Below are 16,027 nucleotides of genomic sequence, written 5' to 3' on the forward strand. Positions count from 1 at the left end.
CGTCGCCGCCGGCGCGCCACCCCTGGTGGTGCCCGGTGGTCCCCGCCGCCCCGGGGGGCGGGAGCGCCGCATGACGACGATGTCGGAGGGCCCGGTCGAGGACGCGCTGCTGCGGCTCGGCAAGCACCTCAAACGCGGGACGGTGTCCGACGACCTGCGGCAGGTGTTCCTCACGGGCGGCCGCCAGGGCGACGTGTTCTACCGCGACCGCTGGTCCCACGACAAGGTCGTGCGCTCGACCCACGGCGTGAACTGCACCGGGTCGTGCTCGTGGAAGGTGTACGTCAAGGACGGCATCATCACGTGGGAGACCCAGCAGACCGACTACCCCTCCGTGGGGCCGGACTCGCCCGAGTACGAGCCGCGCGGCTGCCCCCGCGGCGCCGCGTTCTCCTGGTACACCTACTCCCCCACGCGCGTGCGCTACCCCTACGTGCGCGGCGCGCTGCTCGACGCCTACCGCGCGGCCCGCGCCGCCACGGGCGACCCGGTGCTCGCGTGGCGCAAGGTCACGACGGACACCGCCACCGCCCGCGCCTACAAGGCGGCGCGCGGCAAGGGCGGCCTCGTGCGCGCCACGTGGGACGAGGCGGCGGAGATCGTCGCCGCGGCGCACGTGCACACGATCGCGGCGTACGGGCCCGACCGCATCGCGGGGTTCTCCCCGATCCCCGCCATGTCGATGGTCTCCCACGGGGTGGGCGCGCGGTTCGTCCAGATGCTCGGCGGCACCATGCTGTCGTTCTACGACTGGTACGCCGACCTGCCCGTCGCGTCCCCGCAGGTCTTCGGCGACCAGACCGACGTCCCGGAGTCCGCGGACTGGTGGAACTCGACGTACTGCATCATGTGGGGCTCGAACGTCCCCGTGACCCGCACGCCCGACGCCCACTTCATGACCGAGGCGCGCTACCGCGGCCAGAAGGTGATCGTCGTGTCGCCCGACTACGCGGACAACACGAAGTTCGCCGACGAGTGGCTCGCCCCGCACCCGGGCACGGACGGCGCGCTCGCCCAGGCCATGGGCCACGTGATCCTCACGGAGCACTACGCGCAGCGCCGCACCCCGCAGTTCGCGGAGTACGCGGCCCGCTTCACGGACCTCCCCCACCTCGTCGTGCTCGAGGAGCACGACGACGGCTCGGGCACGACGTACGTGCCCGGGAAGTTCCTCACCGCGGCGGACCTGCCCGACGGCGTCGGGCGCCCCGGCGACGACGGCGCCGGCTCGGCGAACGCGCGCTTCAAGACCGTCGTGCTCGACGCGGACGGCACCCCGCGCGTCCCGCACGGGAGCCTCGGCCACCGCTACGGCGAGGCCGACGCCGGGCGGTGGAACCTCGACCTCGGCGACATCGACCCGCTGCTCTCGGTCGCCGACCCGCACGGCGTCTTCTGGGGCTCCCCCCAGACGCCTCCCAGCCGCGACACCGTCCCCGAGCGCCCGCTGTCGCCCGACCAGGGCTCTACCCCTGCCGACCAGGGCTCTACCCCGGCGGACCCGGGCTCTCCCTCGGCCGACCACTCGTACGAGACGGTCGCCGTCGGGCTGCCGCGGTTCGACCTCGACCCGGCCCCGGACGACGAGGCGGGCGCGCACCTGGGCGGTGCGGGCGTCGTCGTGCGTGGCGTGCCGGCGCGTCGCGTCGGCGGGCGGCTCGTCACGACGGTGCTCGACCTGCTGCTCGCGCAGTACGGCGTGAACCGGCCGGAGCTCGGCCTGCCGGGCGAGTGGCCCGCGGGCTACGACGACGACGCGACGCCCGCGACCCCGGCGTGGCAGGAGCGGTTCACGGGCGTCCCGGCCGCGGCGGCCGCGCGCATCGGGCGCGAGTTCGCGCAGAACGCGCTCGACTCGGGCGGACGCTCGATGATCATCATGGGCGCGGGCACCAACCACTGGTTCCACTCCGACACGATCTACCGCGCGATGCTCGCGCTGACCACCCTCACGGGCTGCCAGGGCGTGAACGGGGGCGGGTGGGCGCACTACGTGGGGCAGGAGAAGTGCCGTCCCGTCACGGGGTGGGCCCAGTACGCGGGCGGCCTCGACTGGTCACGACCGCCGCGCCAGATGATCGGCACCGCGTTCTGGTACCTCGCGACGGACCAGTGGCGCTACGACGGCCTGCCCGCGGACGCGCTCGCGTCGCCGCTCGCGCAGGGCCAGTTCTCCGGACGCACGACGGCGGACACGCTCGTCGAGTCCGCGCAGCGCGGCTGGATGCCGAGCTACCCGACGTTCGACCGCAACCCGCTCGACCTCGTGGACGAGGCCCGCGCGGTGGGCAAGGAGCCGGCGCAGCACGTCGTCGACGAGCTCAAGGTCGGGAACCTCCGGTTCGCGTGCGAGGACCCCGACGACCCGGCGAACTTCCCGCGCGTCGTCACGGTGTGGCGCGCGAACATCCTCGGGTCGTCGGGCAAGGGCAACGAGTACTTCCTCCAGCACCTCCTGGGGACGGACGCCGCGGTCAACGCCGCGGAGTCCGGCCCCGAGCGGCGCCCGCGGTCGATGACGTGGCGCGAGGAGGCGCCGCGCGGCAAGCTCGACCTGCTCGTCACGCTCGACTTCCGGATGACGTCGACGACGCTGTTCTCGGACGTCGTGCTCCCCGCCGCGACCTGGTACGAGAAGCACGACCTGTCCTCGACGGACATGCACCCGTTCGTGCACTCGTTCAACCCGGCGATCGACCCGCCGTGGCAGACGCGCACGGACTTCGACATCTTCCACACCGTCGCGGCGAAGGTCTCCGAGCTCGCGGTGACGCACCTCGGGGTGCGGGAGGACCTCGTCGCCGCCCCGCTCGCGCACGACACCCCGGACGAGATGGCCGTCCCGCACGGCGCGCTCACCGACTCGGGGCAGCCCGTGACCGAGCGCGAGCTCGTGCCGGGCGTGACGATGCCGAAGCTCGTGGTCGTCGAGCGCGACTACCCGGCGTTCGCCGCGCGCATGGCCGCGCTCGGCCCCCTCACCGAGAAGGCGGGCATGGCGACCAAGGGCGTGCAGTTCTCGCCCGGGCCGGAGGTCGCGGACCTCGGCCGGCGCAACGGCCTCGTGCCCGACGGCCCCGCCGCCGGACGTCCGCGCCTCGACCGCGACACGCACGCGTGCGAGATGATCCTCGCCCTCTCGGGCACGACGAACGGTCGCCTCGCCGTGCAGGGCTTCGAGCACGTCGAGCGACGCACGGGCACGCCCCTGGCAGACCTCGCCCGGGGCGAGCAGGGCAAGCGCGTGACGTTCCCGGACGTCCAGTCCCGCCCGACGCCGGTCATCACCTCGCCCGAGTGGTCGGGCTCGGAGCACGGCGGGCGCCGGTACTCGGCGTTCGTCGTCAACGTGGAGCGGCTCAAGCCGTGGCACACCCTCACGGGTCGGCAGCACTTCTACCTCGACCACGACTGGATGATCGAGCTCGGCGAGCACCTGCCGGTCTTCCGGCCGCCGCTCGACATGCACCGGCTGTTCGGCGACTCGCCCGTCGTGGGCGACACCTCGCCGTCGGGCTACCCGGGGTCCGCCGGGCACGCGGAGGTCGCGGTGCGGTACCTGACCCCGCACAACAAGTGGGCGATCCACTCGGAGTACCAGGACAACCTCTTCATGCTGTCGCTCTCGCGCGGCGGGCCGGGCATCTGGATGAGCCCGGCCGACGCGGCCAAGATCGGCGTCGCGGACAACGAGTGGGTCGAGGCGTACAACCGCAACGGCGTCGTGGTGGCGCGCGCGATCGTCAGCCACCGGATGCCCGAGGGCACGGTCTACATGTTCCACGCGACCGACCGCACGATCGACGTCCCGCTCGCCGAGACGTCGGGCCTGCGCGGCGGGATCCACAACTCGCTCACGCGCATCCTGCTCAAGCCGACGCACCTCGCGGGCGGGTACGCCCAGCTGTCGTACGCGTTCAACTACCTCGGGCCCACGGGGAACCAGCGCGACGAGATGACGGTCGTCCGGCGCCGGAGCCAGGAGGTGCGGTACTCGTGACGCGGACGGACGCAGCAGGCGGCCTCGGGCCGGCCGGCCGGGAGGGGGTGGCGTCGTGCGGGTGATGGCGCAGATGTCGATGGTCATGAACCTCGACAAGTGCATCGGGTGCCACACGTGCTCGGTGACGTGCAAGCAGGCGTGGACGAACCGCACGGGCGTGGAGTACGTGTGGTTCAACAACGTCGAGACGCGTCCCGGGCTCGGGTACCCGCGCACCTACCAGGACCAGGAGCGCTGGCAGGGCGGCTGGGTGCGGACGAAGAAGGGCCGGCTCAAGCTCCGCGCCGGCGGCCGCCTGAAGAAGCTCGCGACGATCTTCTCCAACCCGAAGCTCCCCTCGATCCACGACTACTACGAGCCGTGGACCTACGAGTACGACATGCTGCTCTCGTCGCCGCAGGGGCAGCACACGCCCGTCGCCCGGCCGAAGTCGCTGCTCACGGGCGGTGACATCAACATCTCGTGGTCCGCGAACTGGGACGACGACCTCGGCGGCTCGACCGCGACCATGCAGGACGACCCCGTGCTCCAGCACATGTCGGAGCACGTGGCCACCGAGCTCGACAAGACGTTCATGTTCTACCTGCCGCGCATCTGCGAGCACTGCCTCAACCCGGCGTGCGTCGCGTCGTGCCCGTCGGGCGCCATGTACAAGCGGGCCGAGGACGGCATCGTGCTGGTCGACCAGGACCAGTGCCGGGGCTGGCGCATGTGCGTCACCGGGTGCCCGTACAAGAAGGTCTACTTCAACCACAAGACCGGCAAGGCCGAGAAGTGCACGCTCTGCTACCCACGCATCGAGGTCGGCCTGCCGACCGTGTGCTCGGAGACGTGCGTCGGGCGCCTGCGCTACCTCGGCCTCGTCCTCTACGACGCCGACAAGGTCACCGAGGCCGCGAGCGTGGAGGACGAGCACGATCTCCTCGCCTCGCAGCGCGCCGTCTTCCTCGACCCGAACGACCCCGAGGTCGTGGCCGCCGCGCGTGCCGAGGGCATCCCCGACGACTGGATCACGGCCGCCCAGCGCTCGCCGATCTGGGACCTCGTCTCGCGCTACGAGGTCGCGCTGCCCCTGCACCCCGAGTACCGCACCCTGCCGATGGTCTGGTACATCCCGCCGCTGTCCCCCGTCGTCGACGTCGTCGCCGCCTCCGGGAACGACGGCGAGGACGGGCGTACGCTGTTCGCCGCGATCTCGAAGATGCGCATCCCGCTCGAGTACCTCGCGGGGCTGTTCACCGCGGGCGACACCGCCCCGGTCGAACGCGTGCTGCGCCGCCTGGCCGCCATGCGGTCGTACATGCGCGACATCAACCTCGGCCGCGAGGCCGACGAGCAGACCGCGGCCGCGGTCGGCATGACCGGTGCCCAGGTCCAGGAGATGTACCGCCTGCTCGCCGTCGCGAAGTACGAGGACCGGTACGTCATCCCGACCGCGCACACCGAGATCGCGCGCGAGCTCGACGAGCTCGGCAGCCGTGACGAAATGTCATGTTCCCTCGACTACGACGGCGGCCCCGGCATGGGCGGCATGGGCCTCACGGGCGGCGGACCGTTCGGCGAGACGTCGGGCAGCCCGGTACCGGTCGCGGTCGAGAACTTCCACGTGCTCCAGGCGCGGCAGACGGCGGACTCGCCCTACGGGCCGTCGACCCCCGGTCGCGTCAACCTCCTCAACTGGGACGGCAACGGGCGACCGCCCGGCCTCTTCCCGCCGGGCGAGGGGCCGGAGCCGGGCGACGTCTCGGGCGCGCCCGGCGGCGTCACGCCGGGCGGCCCGGGCTCGTTGCCGGGCGGGCGCCAGGACGCGCGGCACGACACGATCCCCGGTCCCCCGACGCCCGGTGGGCCGGCGCCCGGCGGGCCGACGGGCGGTCCCGCGCCCGGGAGCGGTCCCGGCGTCGAGCCCGACGGAGGCACCCGATGAGGGCGCGCTCCCTGCTCCCGACCCCGGCGCTGCGGCCCGGGGCACGGCCCCGGGGGCCGCAGCCCGACCACCTGGCCCCGGTCGCGACGTCGGCCGCCCAGCGCCGCACCGCCCACATGGCCGCGTCGCTGCTGCTGGCCTACCCGGACGAGGACGTGCTCGCCGCGGTCGACGCCGTCCGCGCGTCCGCCCCGGGCCTGCCCGGCCCCGTCCGCGAGCGAGTGGAGGCCTTCTGCGACGTGCTCACGGCGCCGGGCGCGCCGGGCCTGCGCGAGCTCCAGGCGCGGTACGTCGCGACGTTCGACCTCAAGCGGAAGTGCTCGATGTACCTGTCGTACTACGCGGCGGGCGACACGCGCCGGCGCGGGACGGCGCTCGTCGCGTTCGTCGAGGCGTACCGCGCGGCCGGGTGGGAGGTCACGGGCTCCGAGCTCCCCGACTACCTCCCGACGGTGCTCGAGTTCTCGGCCCGGACCACGGGGGACGACGCGACGATCGCGGCCGGTCTGCTCGCGTCCCACCGCGACGGCATCGAGGTGCTGCGCACGGCGCTCGAGAGCGCGCGCAGCCCGTGGACAGGGCTCGTCGAGGCCGTGTGCCTCACGCTGCCGCCGCTCGACGAGCGCACGCAGCAGCGGTACGTCGAGCTCGTGACGGCGGGGCCGCCCGCCGAGCTCGTGGGCATGGAGCCCTTCGCGCTCGAGCCGTACGGCACGGGCACGCCGGACCGGACGGGAGGTGCGGTGCGATGAACGGGGTGAGCACCGGAGAGGTCCTGCTGTGGGTCGTGTTCCCGTACGTGACGTTCGCGGTGTTCGTCGTGGGCTCGGTCTGGCGGTACCGGTACGACAAGTTCGGCTGGACGACGCGGTCGAGCGAGCTCTACGAGAAGCGGCTGCTGCGCCTCGGCTCGCCGCTCTTCCACTTCGGCCTGCTGTTCGTCATCCTCGGGCACCTGCTGGGGCTCGTCATCCCCGAGTCGTGGACGGAGGCGGTGGGGATCCAGGAGGTCGCCTACCACTTCGTCGCGACCTACATGGGGTCGGTCGCGGCCGTCGTGCTCGTCGCGGGCCTGCTCATCCTCATCTACCGCCGCCGCACGTCCGGCCCCGTCTTCCGGGCGACGACGCGCATGGACAAGACGATGTACGTGTTCCTCGCGGCGTCGATCCTGCTCGGGTCGTGGGCCACGGTGCAGACGCAGCTCCTCGCCGACGGCCTCGGGTACGACTACCGCCAGACCATCTCGCCGTGGTTCCGCTCGCTCTGGTACCTCCAGCCGCAGCCGGAGCTCATGGCGGGCGTGCCCGCGGCGTTCCAGCTCCACATCGTCGCGGCGAACCTGCTGTTCATCCTCTGGCCGTTCACGCGGCTCGTGCACGCGTTCTCCGCCCCCGTGCCCTACGTGTTCCGCCCGTACGTCGTGTACCGCTCGCGCGACGCGTCGGTCGCCGCACGCGCCCCGCGGCCGGGCTGGGACCCCTCGGAGCGCCCGCGCTCGCGCTGACCCGCGGGGGTTCGGTCCGGCCGGTCCGGATGGTCCGGTCGACGCCCGCCGGCGGGTGAATTCGGCCCGACGCCGTCCCCAGGACCCCCTGCGACGCCCTCCTTCCCGGGGCGGTCACCCCGACCGCGACCGTCCCCGGAAGAGGTTCCCGCATGTCCACCACCGCCCCGACGACCGCCGGTCGTCCCCGCGCCACCCGCCCGTCCGTGCCGTCGGCGGCGGACGCCACGCCCGCCCGCCGCCGTCGCGCCGCCCTCGTGCCCGCACGTCTCGCGGGCCGGGCGGACGCCGCCCTCGCCGCGACCGCGCGCGTCCTCACCCGCTGGTCCGTGCCCGCCCTGCGCGTCGCCCTCGGTCTCGTGTTCCTCGGGTTCGGCGTCCTCAAGCTCGTCCCCGGCGCGAGCCCGGCGGCCGCGATCGCGGCACGCACCGTCGAGACGCTCACGCTCGGCCTCGTCGGCGGGACCGCGGCCGTGGTCCTCACCGCGGTCCTGGAGACGTTCATCGGCCTGACGCTCCTCACCGGCCGGCTGCTCCGCGCGGGGCTGCTCGCGCTCGCCGTCGCGATGGCCGGGATCCTCTCGCCGATCGTGCTGTTCGCGGACGAGCTGTTCGGCCACGGCATGACCCTCATGGGCCAGTACGTGCTCAAGGACCTCGTCCTCGTGACCGGCGCGGCCGTCGTCGCCGCCGTCGCCCTCGGGGCGCGCCTGAAGCTCGACGCATGACCCCTCGGCGCTCCCACGCCTTCCCTGACCCGACCCCGAGGACCCCGTGACCGCTCCGGTCACGGGGTCCTCGTCGCCTGCGGGCGACGAGCGATGAGTCCCGGCCGCCCCACCGGTCCTCCCTCTCGACGCGGGCGTCGCACGACGCCCCCACCCCGACGGAGGACGTCCATGACCGCCACGCACAGCACCCCGACGACCGCGCTGCCCGGGCGCCCGCCCGTCGTCGACCTGGCCACCTGGCAGGTCGCGCGGGACGAGCTCCTGGTCCGGGAGAAGGCGCACACCCGTGAGGGCGACGCCCTCGCTGCCGCCCGCCGTCAGCTGCCGATGGTGGAGATCGACGGCACCGTCGCGGTCGTCGGCCCGGACGGGCCGATCCCGTTCGTCGACCTCTTCGAGGGCCGCGAGGAGCTCGTGGTCTACCAGCACATGTGGCACGACGGCGCCCCGCACCAGGGCCAGTGCGAGGGCTGCACGTGGACCGCCTGGCACCTGCGGGACGCGGTCTACCTCAACGCGCGCGGCGTCTCGTTCGCGATCCTCACCGTGGGCCCGTGGGACGAGGTGGAGCCGTTCGTGGAGTTCATGGGCTACACCCAGCCCTGGTACTCGGTGCGCGGGCTGGACGAGCCGGTCGGCTGCGAGATGGGCTACCTCAGCGTCTTCCTGCGCGACGGCGACCGGGTGTTCCTCACGTACCGCTCGACGGGCCGCGGGACCGAGCCGACCAACCCCGCGTTCGCCCTGCTCGACCGGACGCCCTACGGCCGTCGCGAGGCGTGGGAGGAGACCCCCGAGGGCTGGCCCGAGGGGAACGATGCCGGCTGGTTCTGGCGCACGGACGCGGACGGCGTCGCCGGCTGGAGCCCGACCACGCGTCCCGCCCCGCAGTGGACCCGTCCCGGTGCGACCCCGGTCGAAGCCCTCGGTCGGCACGAGCACCACCACTGACGCGCGAGGCGCCTCAGAGGGCGAGCGTCAGGTACGCGCTGCGGGGGTCGTCGGTGTAGTCGGCGAACGGCGCGCACGGCACGAACCCGTGGCGCGCGTACAGCCGCCGCGCCGCCGCGAAGTAGTCCTCGGTGCCCGTCTCCAGGCTCACACGGTCCAGGCCGCGGTCGCGCGCGACGTCGAGCAGGTGCGCGAGAACCGTGGCGGCGACGCCCCGGCCCCGGGCGGCCGCCGTCGTGCGCATCGACTTGAGCTCGCCCGACGTCGCGTCGTGCTGCTTCAGCGCGCCGCACCCGAGGAGCGCGCCGTCCGCCGACCGCGCGGTGACGAACGTGATGTCCGGCGCGCGCAGGCGCTCGACGTCGAGCGCGTGCACGCTCTCCGGCGGCGACGTCGCGTGCATGTCGTCCAGGTGCTCCTGCAGCAGCGCCAGCACGTCCAGGGTCGTCGGGTCCTCCACGACGACGCGGACGCCGTCCCGGGTGGTCGTCTCGCTCACGCGCCGAGCGTGCCACACCCGGCGCAGGAGACGACGCGTGGCGCCTGATCGCAGGCGGCTCGCCAGCCACCACGAACCCGTTCTGCGCGTCCGGGTCGGGGCGCCGTGGGCGGCATCGGAGCGGGAGAGGCGGCGGCGCGGACGACGGCTGCCGAGCCTGGTGCCGACCACCGCCGGAGCGGCGAGTGTGAGAGGTTGGGAGCCGACAGTGTTCCCGCGTCGGCCGGCCTCAACGGAAAAAGGCACCCGCATGGCTCACGAGAGCGACCCGGCCACGTATCCTCCCGTCCCGTTGCACGGAGGCCTGCGATCCAGCCCCGACTCGTGGGAGCTGTGGGGCGAGATCGACTACGCCGTCGTCGAGTCCGCGCAACCTCGCCCGAGCCCGGCCCATGGGGCGCTGCACATCGATGCCTCGCGCGTCACGTTCCTGGACTCCGCCGGTGTCAGCCTCCTCCTGCTTGCCGCCAGCGCACCTCTGCGGCCGATCATCCTGGGCTGCAGCGACTACGCCCGAGACGTGCTCGAGCTCGCAGGAGCGTCGGACCTCTTCGTGTGGAGCACCACGCGACCCTCCGCGTAGCCGATCGACCATGCCACGCCCGACCAGCGTCGCCCAGCCGTCAGTCCTGACGACGGCACGTCCCGTGATCGCGCTTCGCCCGACGACCCGCTTGCTCGATACCGCGAGGAACGACGGCGGTCTCACCCACGCTGCACCGCCCAGCGCTGCGAGGACCGACGGTCGGGCGCGCTCCCCCGGTTGACGTCTTCGCGACCGACGTGCTCCACCTGGAGCTCGAGCACCAGGCGGTGCGTCAGGCTCGCGGTCACCGAGGTGGTGGCTGGATGGCTCCCACACGCTGGTTCCATGCGGCGACGGCCGTGTCGAGGCGCGCGCGTGCGGCGACGTAGAGGACGAGCTCGACGGGCGCCCCCTGGTCGACGACCGAGATGACGTCTTCCATCTCGCGCTGGGAGGCGTCGATCTCGCCCACGAGGTCGGCGGGTCGGTGGATCGAGGTCTCTCGGTCGTCGGTCATCGTGCGCCGCGGTGCTAGACCTGGCGTGCGAGGCGTCGGCGGAGCTGGTGGATGCGCAGGGTGCCGACGACGAGGGCGACGATCCCGACGCCGATGCCTGCGATGAGCAGGGCCAGGGCGAGCGGGACGGAGCCTTGCCAGCCGAGGAAGGAGACGATCACGAGCTGGGTGTTCTGGAGCATGAACACGATGAGTGCGACCAGGACGAGGGCGGCGACGCACAGGCCGACCCAGGTGGCTCCGGTGCGGGTTCGGGGAGTTCTTGTCGGGTTGCCCGACGTGCGGGACACGCGTGAATCGGGACGGCTGCCTGAGACGGCGGCGGTGGGCTGCCCGTTGGTGGCGGAGCTGAGCGGGGTGGTGGCCATGGTGGCCTCCTTGCGGTTCCGGGCCCGCGCACCTCAGATGGGGCACGTTCGCCGCGGATAGCTCGACCCTACGCTCCCAACCTGGGAACGAACCTGGGAGCGGCTGTACGCGCGGCCCGGTGTCCCTAGCGGCCGAGGCTGGCGGCCAGGGGGCAGGAGAACGGTTCGCGGGCGCGTCCGGGGACGTCGTTGAGGTACTGGACGACGATCCGGTAGGAGGTGAAGAACCCGACCTCGGTGTAGGTCACGCCGAGTTGGGAGCAGTACTCGCGCACGAGGGGCTGGACACGCTTGAGGTTCGGGCGCGGCATGCTCGGGAACAGGTGGTGCTCCACCTGTCGGTTGAGGCCGCCCATGAAGAAGTCGACGACCGGGCCGCCGCGGATGTTGCGGGACATGAGGACCTGGCGGCGCAGGAAGTCGACGTCCGCGGTCGCCGGGACGATCGGCATGCCCTTGTGGTTCGGTGCGAACGCGCCCCCGAGCAGGATGCCGAAGACCGCGAGCTGCACGGCGAGGAACGCCGCCGCGAGGGTCGGGGGGAGCAGGAAGCCGAGCACCACCAGGTAGAGGACGAGCCGTAGGAGCAGGACCGGGACCTCTACGCCCCGGTGCGGCACGGGCCGGCGGCCGAGCACCCGGCGTACGCTCGCGACGTGCAGGTTGAGACCCTCCAGGGCGAGCAGGGGGAAGAAGTACCAGCCCTGCCGATGTGCCAGCCACCCTCGCCAGCCGTGCCGGCTCGCGATGACGGCGGGCGTGAACGCGATCACGCCCGGTGAGATGTCCGGGTCATGGCCCTCCTGGTTCGGGGCGGCGTGGTGGGCGTCGTGCTTCGTCGTCCACCAGGCGTGGCTGAGCCCGACGAGCGCGTTCGCGAGGATGCGAGCGGTCCAGTCGTTCCAGGCCCGCGACCGGAACATCTGCCGGTGGGAGCTGTCGTGGCCCAGGAACGCGAGTTGGGCGAGAACGAGGGCGAGCACCACGGCCAGCAGGAGCTGCCACCAGGAGTCGCCCATGAGGACGATCCCGGCCCAGACGGCACCGAACGCGGCGACCGTCAGGACGAGCCGGGTCCAGTAGTAGCCGTACCGCCGACGCAGCAGCCCGGACTCGCGCACGATCTTCGCCAGCACCGAGTAGTCCCGAGCAGTCGCCCGCGCCGCGGGCAGCGCGCGGACCGTCAGGATCTGGGGCGGCGGCGCCTCACTCGAAGCGGACACGGTCGGCCTCGGCCTTCACGCTCGCGGCACGCACCGCCTCGGCCGCACGCCAGGCCTCGAGCTCGTCCGCCCGCCTGGTCCGTTCCGTCGCGATCGCCTCCTGGGTGTCCCGGATCACCGTCGCGATCTCGTGGGCGAGCCCGCCGGAGAGCATGGCGAGGTTCGTGTTCTCGATGAGGAGTCGCCGGTCCTCCACCCGCAGCCTGACCCCCGCATAGCCGTGATCGGCGAGCAACGTCGTGACGGCGGGCAGCTCGAGCAACGCTTGCTCCGGACCCGACACGCGGCGGGAGAAGACGGCGGTCACGGTGTAGAGGGGAGGCTCCGCGTCGGTGCCGAGCTCGCGCGGCAGCGCAGTGTCCAGGACGCCCCGCAGCTGCAGTGCGGTGTCCTGCACCCGGCCGAAGGACGTAGCAGTAGGGGTGGTGGTGCTCATGGTGACGTCCGATGCTCGGGACCGGCGGGCCGGCTCGCATCCGCTGCCGTCGCGGCAGTCGGGGAGGCGTCAGGCGCCCCACTCAAGGAGATCGGTGCGTCCTCCAGGTCGGGTTCATAACCCCCGTCGTCGTCCCATCGCGCGCCCGAGGTGTCCTCGTCCGGGGCGTCCATCTCGCCCGGCGTCCGAGAGCCTTCTCGATCGGCGTCGCGTGGGCCGATCCGGCGATCAACCACACTTCGACACTACACCTGGACGGGTTGCTCGCTGTGTCCACGAAAGCCTGCCCAGCCGTCGGTGAGAGGATGAGCAGATGGCCTTGACGGAGTTCCTCCTCGCTCGGATCGACGAGGACGAGGCAGCGTGCGCGACCCTCGATGACGAGCCGGGACCTCCAGCGCCGTGGTCACGCTCACGGCTCCTGACCGAGTGCGCGATGAAACGACGCATCATCACCCTCGCCTACGAGGCCACCGGGTACGACATGACTGCCGACCTCGAGCGTGACACCGACGAGCGCGCCCAGAGCGGCGTCGCCTTCGTCGGTGACCGCATCCTGCGAGCCCTCGCCACGCCCTACGCCCAGCACCCGGACTTCGACCCCACCTGGCGCACCTGACGACTCGCCCGTCTGCTCCGGCCCCCGGTGTGGCGAGCTGGCCACGGAGGGCGCATCGTGAGAGACGCGACCACGTGTCGCGGGGAACGCCGGTCGTGAAGCAGCCCGCTTCCGGAGGACCTCCCGGGCCACGACGGCGTACCGCAACCGTCAGGGGCGCAGAGACTACGCCGAGAGCGTGAGCCGCCATGAGCGTCATCGAGAAGTGGATCGCCGTGGACTGTCCGGGCTGCGGTGGCCAAGCACGCGCCCGCGTCCTGCACATCATCGCCTGGGGCTCGATCCCCGGCTCCCGCGTCCCGCACCGAGTGAGCATCCTGTGCCCCCATCGTTGCCCGATCACTCGCGACGAAGCTGCCTCGGCCGTGCTCGTGTGCCCCGAGTGCCAGCTGCACGTCGCCTAGCCCCACGCCAGGGGCGTCCACCGGGAAGCGGGAAGACTGCACCTCCCCAGCCGGACCGCGAAGCCCAGCACACCCTCCGTCGGAGGACACTCCGCAGATGCGGGTCTAGAGTCGCTCTCATGCCGCACTTTCGGATCCGCGAGGCCGCGAGCCTGCTCGGGGTCAGCGACGACACCGTCCGCCGCTGGGTCGACGCCGGGGACCTCGCCGCGAGCGCCGACGACGCCGGGCGCAAGGTCGTCGACGGCGCGGAGCTCGCGCGCTTCGCCGTCGCGCAGTCGCACCCGACGCCCGACCCGTCGGGTGTCGCCCGCTCGGCCCGCAACCGGTTCGTGGGGATCGTGACGGACGTCGTGAGCGACACCGTCATGTCCCAGGTCGAGATGCTCTGCGGCGGCCAGCGCGTCGTGTCCCTCATGAGCACGGAGGCCGTGCGCGAGCTGCGGCTCGAGCCCGGCAGCTTGGCCGTCGCGGTGGTCAAGGCGACGACCGTCATCGTCGAGACCCCCGGAGGAGCCGCGTGAGCGCGCCCGCCCGCACGACGACCCGCCGTCCCGCCCGGGGCCCTGTCGCGGCGCTCGCGGCGGCGGCCCTGGTCGCCGGCCTCTCCGCGTGCGCCACGGGGGCGGGGACCGACGACGGCGCCACCCCCGACCCCGCGCGCACGACGGCCGAGGACCGCACCCTCACCGTGCTCGCCGCAGCGTCGCTGCGCGACGTGTTCACCGACCTCGCGGCGGACTTCGAGGACGAGCACGACGGCGTGACCGTCGCGCTGTCGTTCGCCGGGTCGTCCGACCTGGGCGACCAGATCCTCGCCGGCGCGCCGGCCGACGTCTTCGCGTCCGCGGACGAGCGCTCCATGGCGCGCGTCGTGGACGCGGGCGACGCCGCCGACCCCGTCGCGTTCGCGACGAACACGCTGACGATCGTCACGCCGCCCGGTAACCCCGCGGGCGTCGAGACGTTCGCCGACCTCGCGCGGGACGACGTCAAGGTCGTCGTGTGCGCGCCGCAGGTGCCGTGCGGCAGCGCGACCGACACCGTCGCCGAGGCCGCGGGCGTCACCGTCCACCGCGTGAGCGAGGAGGCCAGCGTCACCGACGTGCTCGGCAAGGTGACGTCGGGCGAGGCCGACGCGGGCCTCGTCTACGTCACCGACGCGACGCTCGCGGGCGACGACGTCGACGTCGTGGACGTGCCCGAGACCGACGCCGCGCTCAACGTCTACCCGATCGCGCTCGTCGCGGCGGCCGAGGAGGCCGGACCGGAGCAGGTCGCGCTCGCGCAGGCATGGGTGGACCTCGTGACCGGCGACGCCGGGCAGGCCGCGCTCGCCGCCGCGGGGTTCGGCGCGCCGGACGCCTCCGCGCCGTGACGCCCGCGTCGCCCGACGGGTCCTGATGCGCGGCCTGCCCCGCTGGCTCCTCGTCCCCGCGCTGCTCGGCGCGCTGTTCGTCGTCGTGCCCGTGGCGGCGATGGTCGGGCGCGTGGAGCTCGCGCCGGGCCCGGACGGGACCGGCGGCTTCTGGGCGCTCGTGACCTCGCCGGCGGCCCTCGACGCGCTCGGCCTGTCGCTGCGCACCGCGCTCGCCGCGACGGCGTGCTGCGTGGTGCTCGGCACGCCCATGGCGCTCGTCCTCGCGCGCACCACGTTCCCCGGGCAGCGCGTCGCGCGCGCCCTCGTTCTCCTGCCGCTCGTGCTGCCGCCCGTCGTCGGCGGCATCGCGCTGCTGCACACCTTCGGGCGCCGGGGCCTGATCGGCCGGCACCTCGAGGTGCTGGGGGTCGAGGTCGCGTTCACGACGACGGCCGTCGTGCTGGCGCAGACGTTCGTCGCGCTGCCGTTCCTCGTGCTCAGCCTGGAGGGTGCCCTGCGCACGCAGGACACGCGCCTCGAGGACGTCGCCGCGACGCTCGGCGCGGGGCCGACGACCGTCCTGCGCCGCGTCACGCTCCCCCGCGTGCTGCCGGGCCTGCTGTCGGGCGCCGTGCTCGCGTTCGCGCGCGCCCTCGGCGAGTTCGGGGCGACCCTGACGTTCGCGGGGGCGCTCCAGGGCGTCACCCAGACGCTGCCGCTCGAGATCTACCTCCAGCGCAGCGCGGACCCGGACAGCGCCGTCGCGCTGTCGTTCGTGCTCGTCGTGGTGGCGGTCCTCATCACCGCCGTCGTCCACGGGCCCTGCGTGCTCGGGGGCCCCGGCACCCGGCCGCGGCGAGGCGCCCGGGGCTCGTCGCCCGACGGCGGCCCGCGCGCCCGCGCCGTCGTCTCCGCTCCCCGGCAGGCCGACCCGCCGGCCGACCGGGCCGCGGCAG

General features: G+C 73.3%; 15 protein-coding genes and 1 pseudogene. 11 read left to right on the forward strand and 5 right to left on the reverse strand.

Going from position 1 to position 16,027, the window contains the following annotated elements; genetic code table 11:
* Positions 1 to 70 precede the first annotated feature (70 nt).
* The 6 genes from ABIE39_RS07055 to ABIE39_RS07080 all read left to right on the forward strand — a co-directional run bounded on the left by ABIE39_RS07055 (position 71) and on the right by ABIE39_RS07080 (position 9,119).
* A complete protein-coding gene (locus tag ABIE39_RS07055; RefSeq protein WP_354051050.1) occupies positions 71 to 4,000 on the forward strand; it encodes a nitrate reductase subunit alpha in 3,930 nt (1,309 codons plus the stop codon).
* A gap of 55 nt (positions 4,001 to 4,055) precedes the next feature.
* Positions 4,056 to 5,930, forward strand: coding sequence for a nitrate reductase subunit beta (gene narH, locus ABIE39_RS07060; protein WP_354051052.1), 1,875 nt, complete (start codon positions 4,056 to 4,058; stop codon positions 5,928 to 5,930).
* Positions 5,927 to 6,682: a nitrate reductase molybdenum cofactor assembly chaperone gene (narJ, locus tag ABIE39_RS07065; protein WP_354051053.1), complete on the forward strand. Its 756-nt coding sequence runs from the start codon at positions 5,927 to 5,929 to the stop codon at positions 6,680 to 6,682. Before narH ends, narJ begins: the two co-directional genes overlap by 4 nt.
* Entirely contained in the window at positions 6,679 to 7,437 is a 759-nt protein-coding gene (gene narI, locus ABIE39_RS07070; RefSeq protein ID WP_143031006.1) for a respiratory nitrate reductase subunit gamma, read from the forward strand. The genes narJ and narI overlap by 4 nt, the downstream gene beginning before the upstream one ends.
* Positions 7,438 to 7,589: 152 nt before the next feature.
* A complete protein-coding gene (locus ABIE39_RS07075; protein WP_222592401.1) occupies positions 7,590 to 8,165 on the forward strand; it encodes a DoxX family protein in 576 nt (191 codons plus the stop codon).
* A gap of 171 nt (positions 8,166 to 8,336) precedes the next feature.
* The gene (locus ABIE39_RS07080; protein ID WP_354051055.1) at positions 8,337 to 9,119 is read left to right on the forward strand and encodes a DUF899 family protein; all 783 of its coding nucleotides are present in this window, start codon (positions 8,337 to 8,339) and stop codon (positions 9,117 to 9,119) included.
* 13 nt (positions 9,120 to 9,132) lie between these two features.
* Here the strand turns inward: ABIE39_RS07080 and ABIE39_RS07085 are convergent, their stop codons facing one another.
* Positions 9,133 to 9,618, reverse strand: coding sequence for a GNAT family N-acetyltransferase (locus ABIE39_RS07085; protein WP_255437291.1), 486 nt, complete (start codon positions 9,616 to 9,618; stop codon positions 9,133 to 9,135).
* Between the two features lie 250 nt (positions 9,619 to 9,868).
* Here ABIE39_RS07085 and ABIE39_RS07090 point away from each other — a divergent pair, with 250 nt between their 5' ends.
* Positions 9,869 to 10,201 (forward strand): STAS domain-containing protein, encoded by a 333-nt coding sequence (locus tag ABIE39_RS07090; RefSeq protein ID WP_043652484.1) that lies wholly within the window; start codon positions 9,869 to 9,871, stop codon positions 10,199 to 10,201.
* Positions 10,202 to 10,448: 247 nt separating this feature from the next.
* Here ABIE39_RS07090 and ABIE39_RS07095 read toward each other — a convergent pair whose 3' ends face one another.
* The 4 genes from ABIE39_RS07095 to ABIE39_RS07110 all read right to left on the reverse strand — a co-directional run bounded on the left by ABIE39_RS07095 (position 10,449) and on the right by ABIE39_RS07110 (position 12,688).
* On the reverse strand, positions 10,449 to 10,661 hold the full coding sequence (locus ABIE39_RS07095; RefSeq protein WP_114553883.1) for a hypothetical protein: 213 nt from the start codon (positions 10,659 to 10,661) through the stop codon (positions 10,449 to 10,451).
* Between the two features lie 14 nt (positions 10,662 to 10,675).
* Positions 10,676 to 11,029, reverse strand: coding sequence for a LapA family protein (locus ABIE39_RS07100; RefSeq protein WP_081599829.1), 354 nt, complete (start codon positions 11,027 to 11,029; stop codon positions 10,676 to 10,678).
* Between the two features lie 125 nt (positions 11,030 to 11,154).
* Positions 11,155 to 12,252, reverse strand: coding sequence for a fatty acid desaturase family protein (locus tag ABIE39_RS07105; RefSeq protein ID WP_222592402.1), 1,098 nt, complete (start codon positions 12,250 to 12,252; stop codon positions 11,155 to 11,157).
* Positions 12,236 to 12,688: a hypothetical protein gene (locus ABIE39_RS07110; RefSeq protein WP_085387227.1), complete on the reverse strand. Its 453-nt coding sequence runs from the start codon at positions 12,686 to 12,688 to the stop codon at positions 12,236 to 12,238. Before ABIE39_RS07110 ends, ABIE39_RS07105 begins: the two co-directional genes overlap by 17 nt.
* 313 nt (positions 12,689 to 13,001) lie before the next feature.
* Between ABIE39_RS07110 and ABIE39_RS07115 the strand changes: the two genes are divergently transcribed.
* The 4 genes and pseudogenes from ABIE39_RS07115 to ABIE39_RS07130 form a co-directional block, all read left to right on the forward strand.
* Complete coding sequence (locus ABIE39_RS07115; protein ID WP_108046999.1) at positions 13,002 to 13,307, forward strand: DUF6221 family protein; 306 nt, start codon at positions 13,002 to 13,004, stop codon at positions 13,305 to 13,307.
* 523 nt (positions 13,308 to 13,830) lie between these two features.
* Entirely contained in the window at positions 13,831 to 14,235 is a 405-nt protein-coding gene (locus ABIE39_RS07120; RefSeq protein ID WP_074803402.1) for a TOBE domain-containing protein, read from the forward strand.
* Complete coding sequence (gene modA, locus ABIE39_RS07125) at positions 14,232 to 15,089, forward strand: molybdate ABC transporter substrate-binding protein (protein WP_354051059.1); 858 nt, start codon at positions 14,232 to 14,234, stop codon at positions 15,087 to 15,089. Before ABIE39_RS07120 ends, modA begins: the two co-directional genes overlap by 4 nt.
* A gap of 25 nt (positions 15,090 to 15,114) precedes the next feature.
* A pseudogene (locus tag ABIE39_RS07130) lies at positions 15,115 to 15,975 on the forward strand (ABC transporter permease); the annotation flags it as partial.
* Positions 15,976 to 16,027 lie beyond the last annotated feature (52 nt).

Source organism: Cellulosimicrobium sp. 4261 (assembly GCF_040546915.1).
Lineage (GTDB): Bacteria > Actinomycetota > Actinomycetes > Actinomycetales > Cellulomonadaceae > Cellulosimicrobium > Cellulosimicrobium cinnabarinum.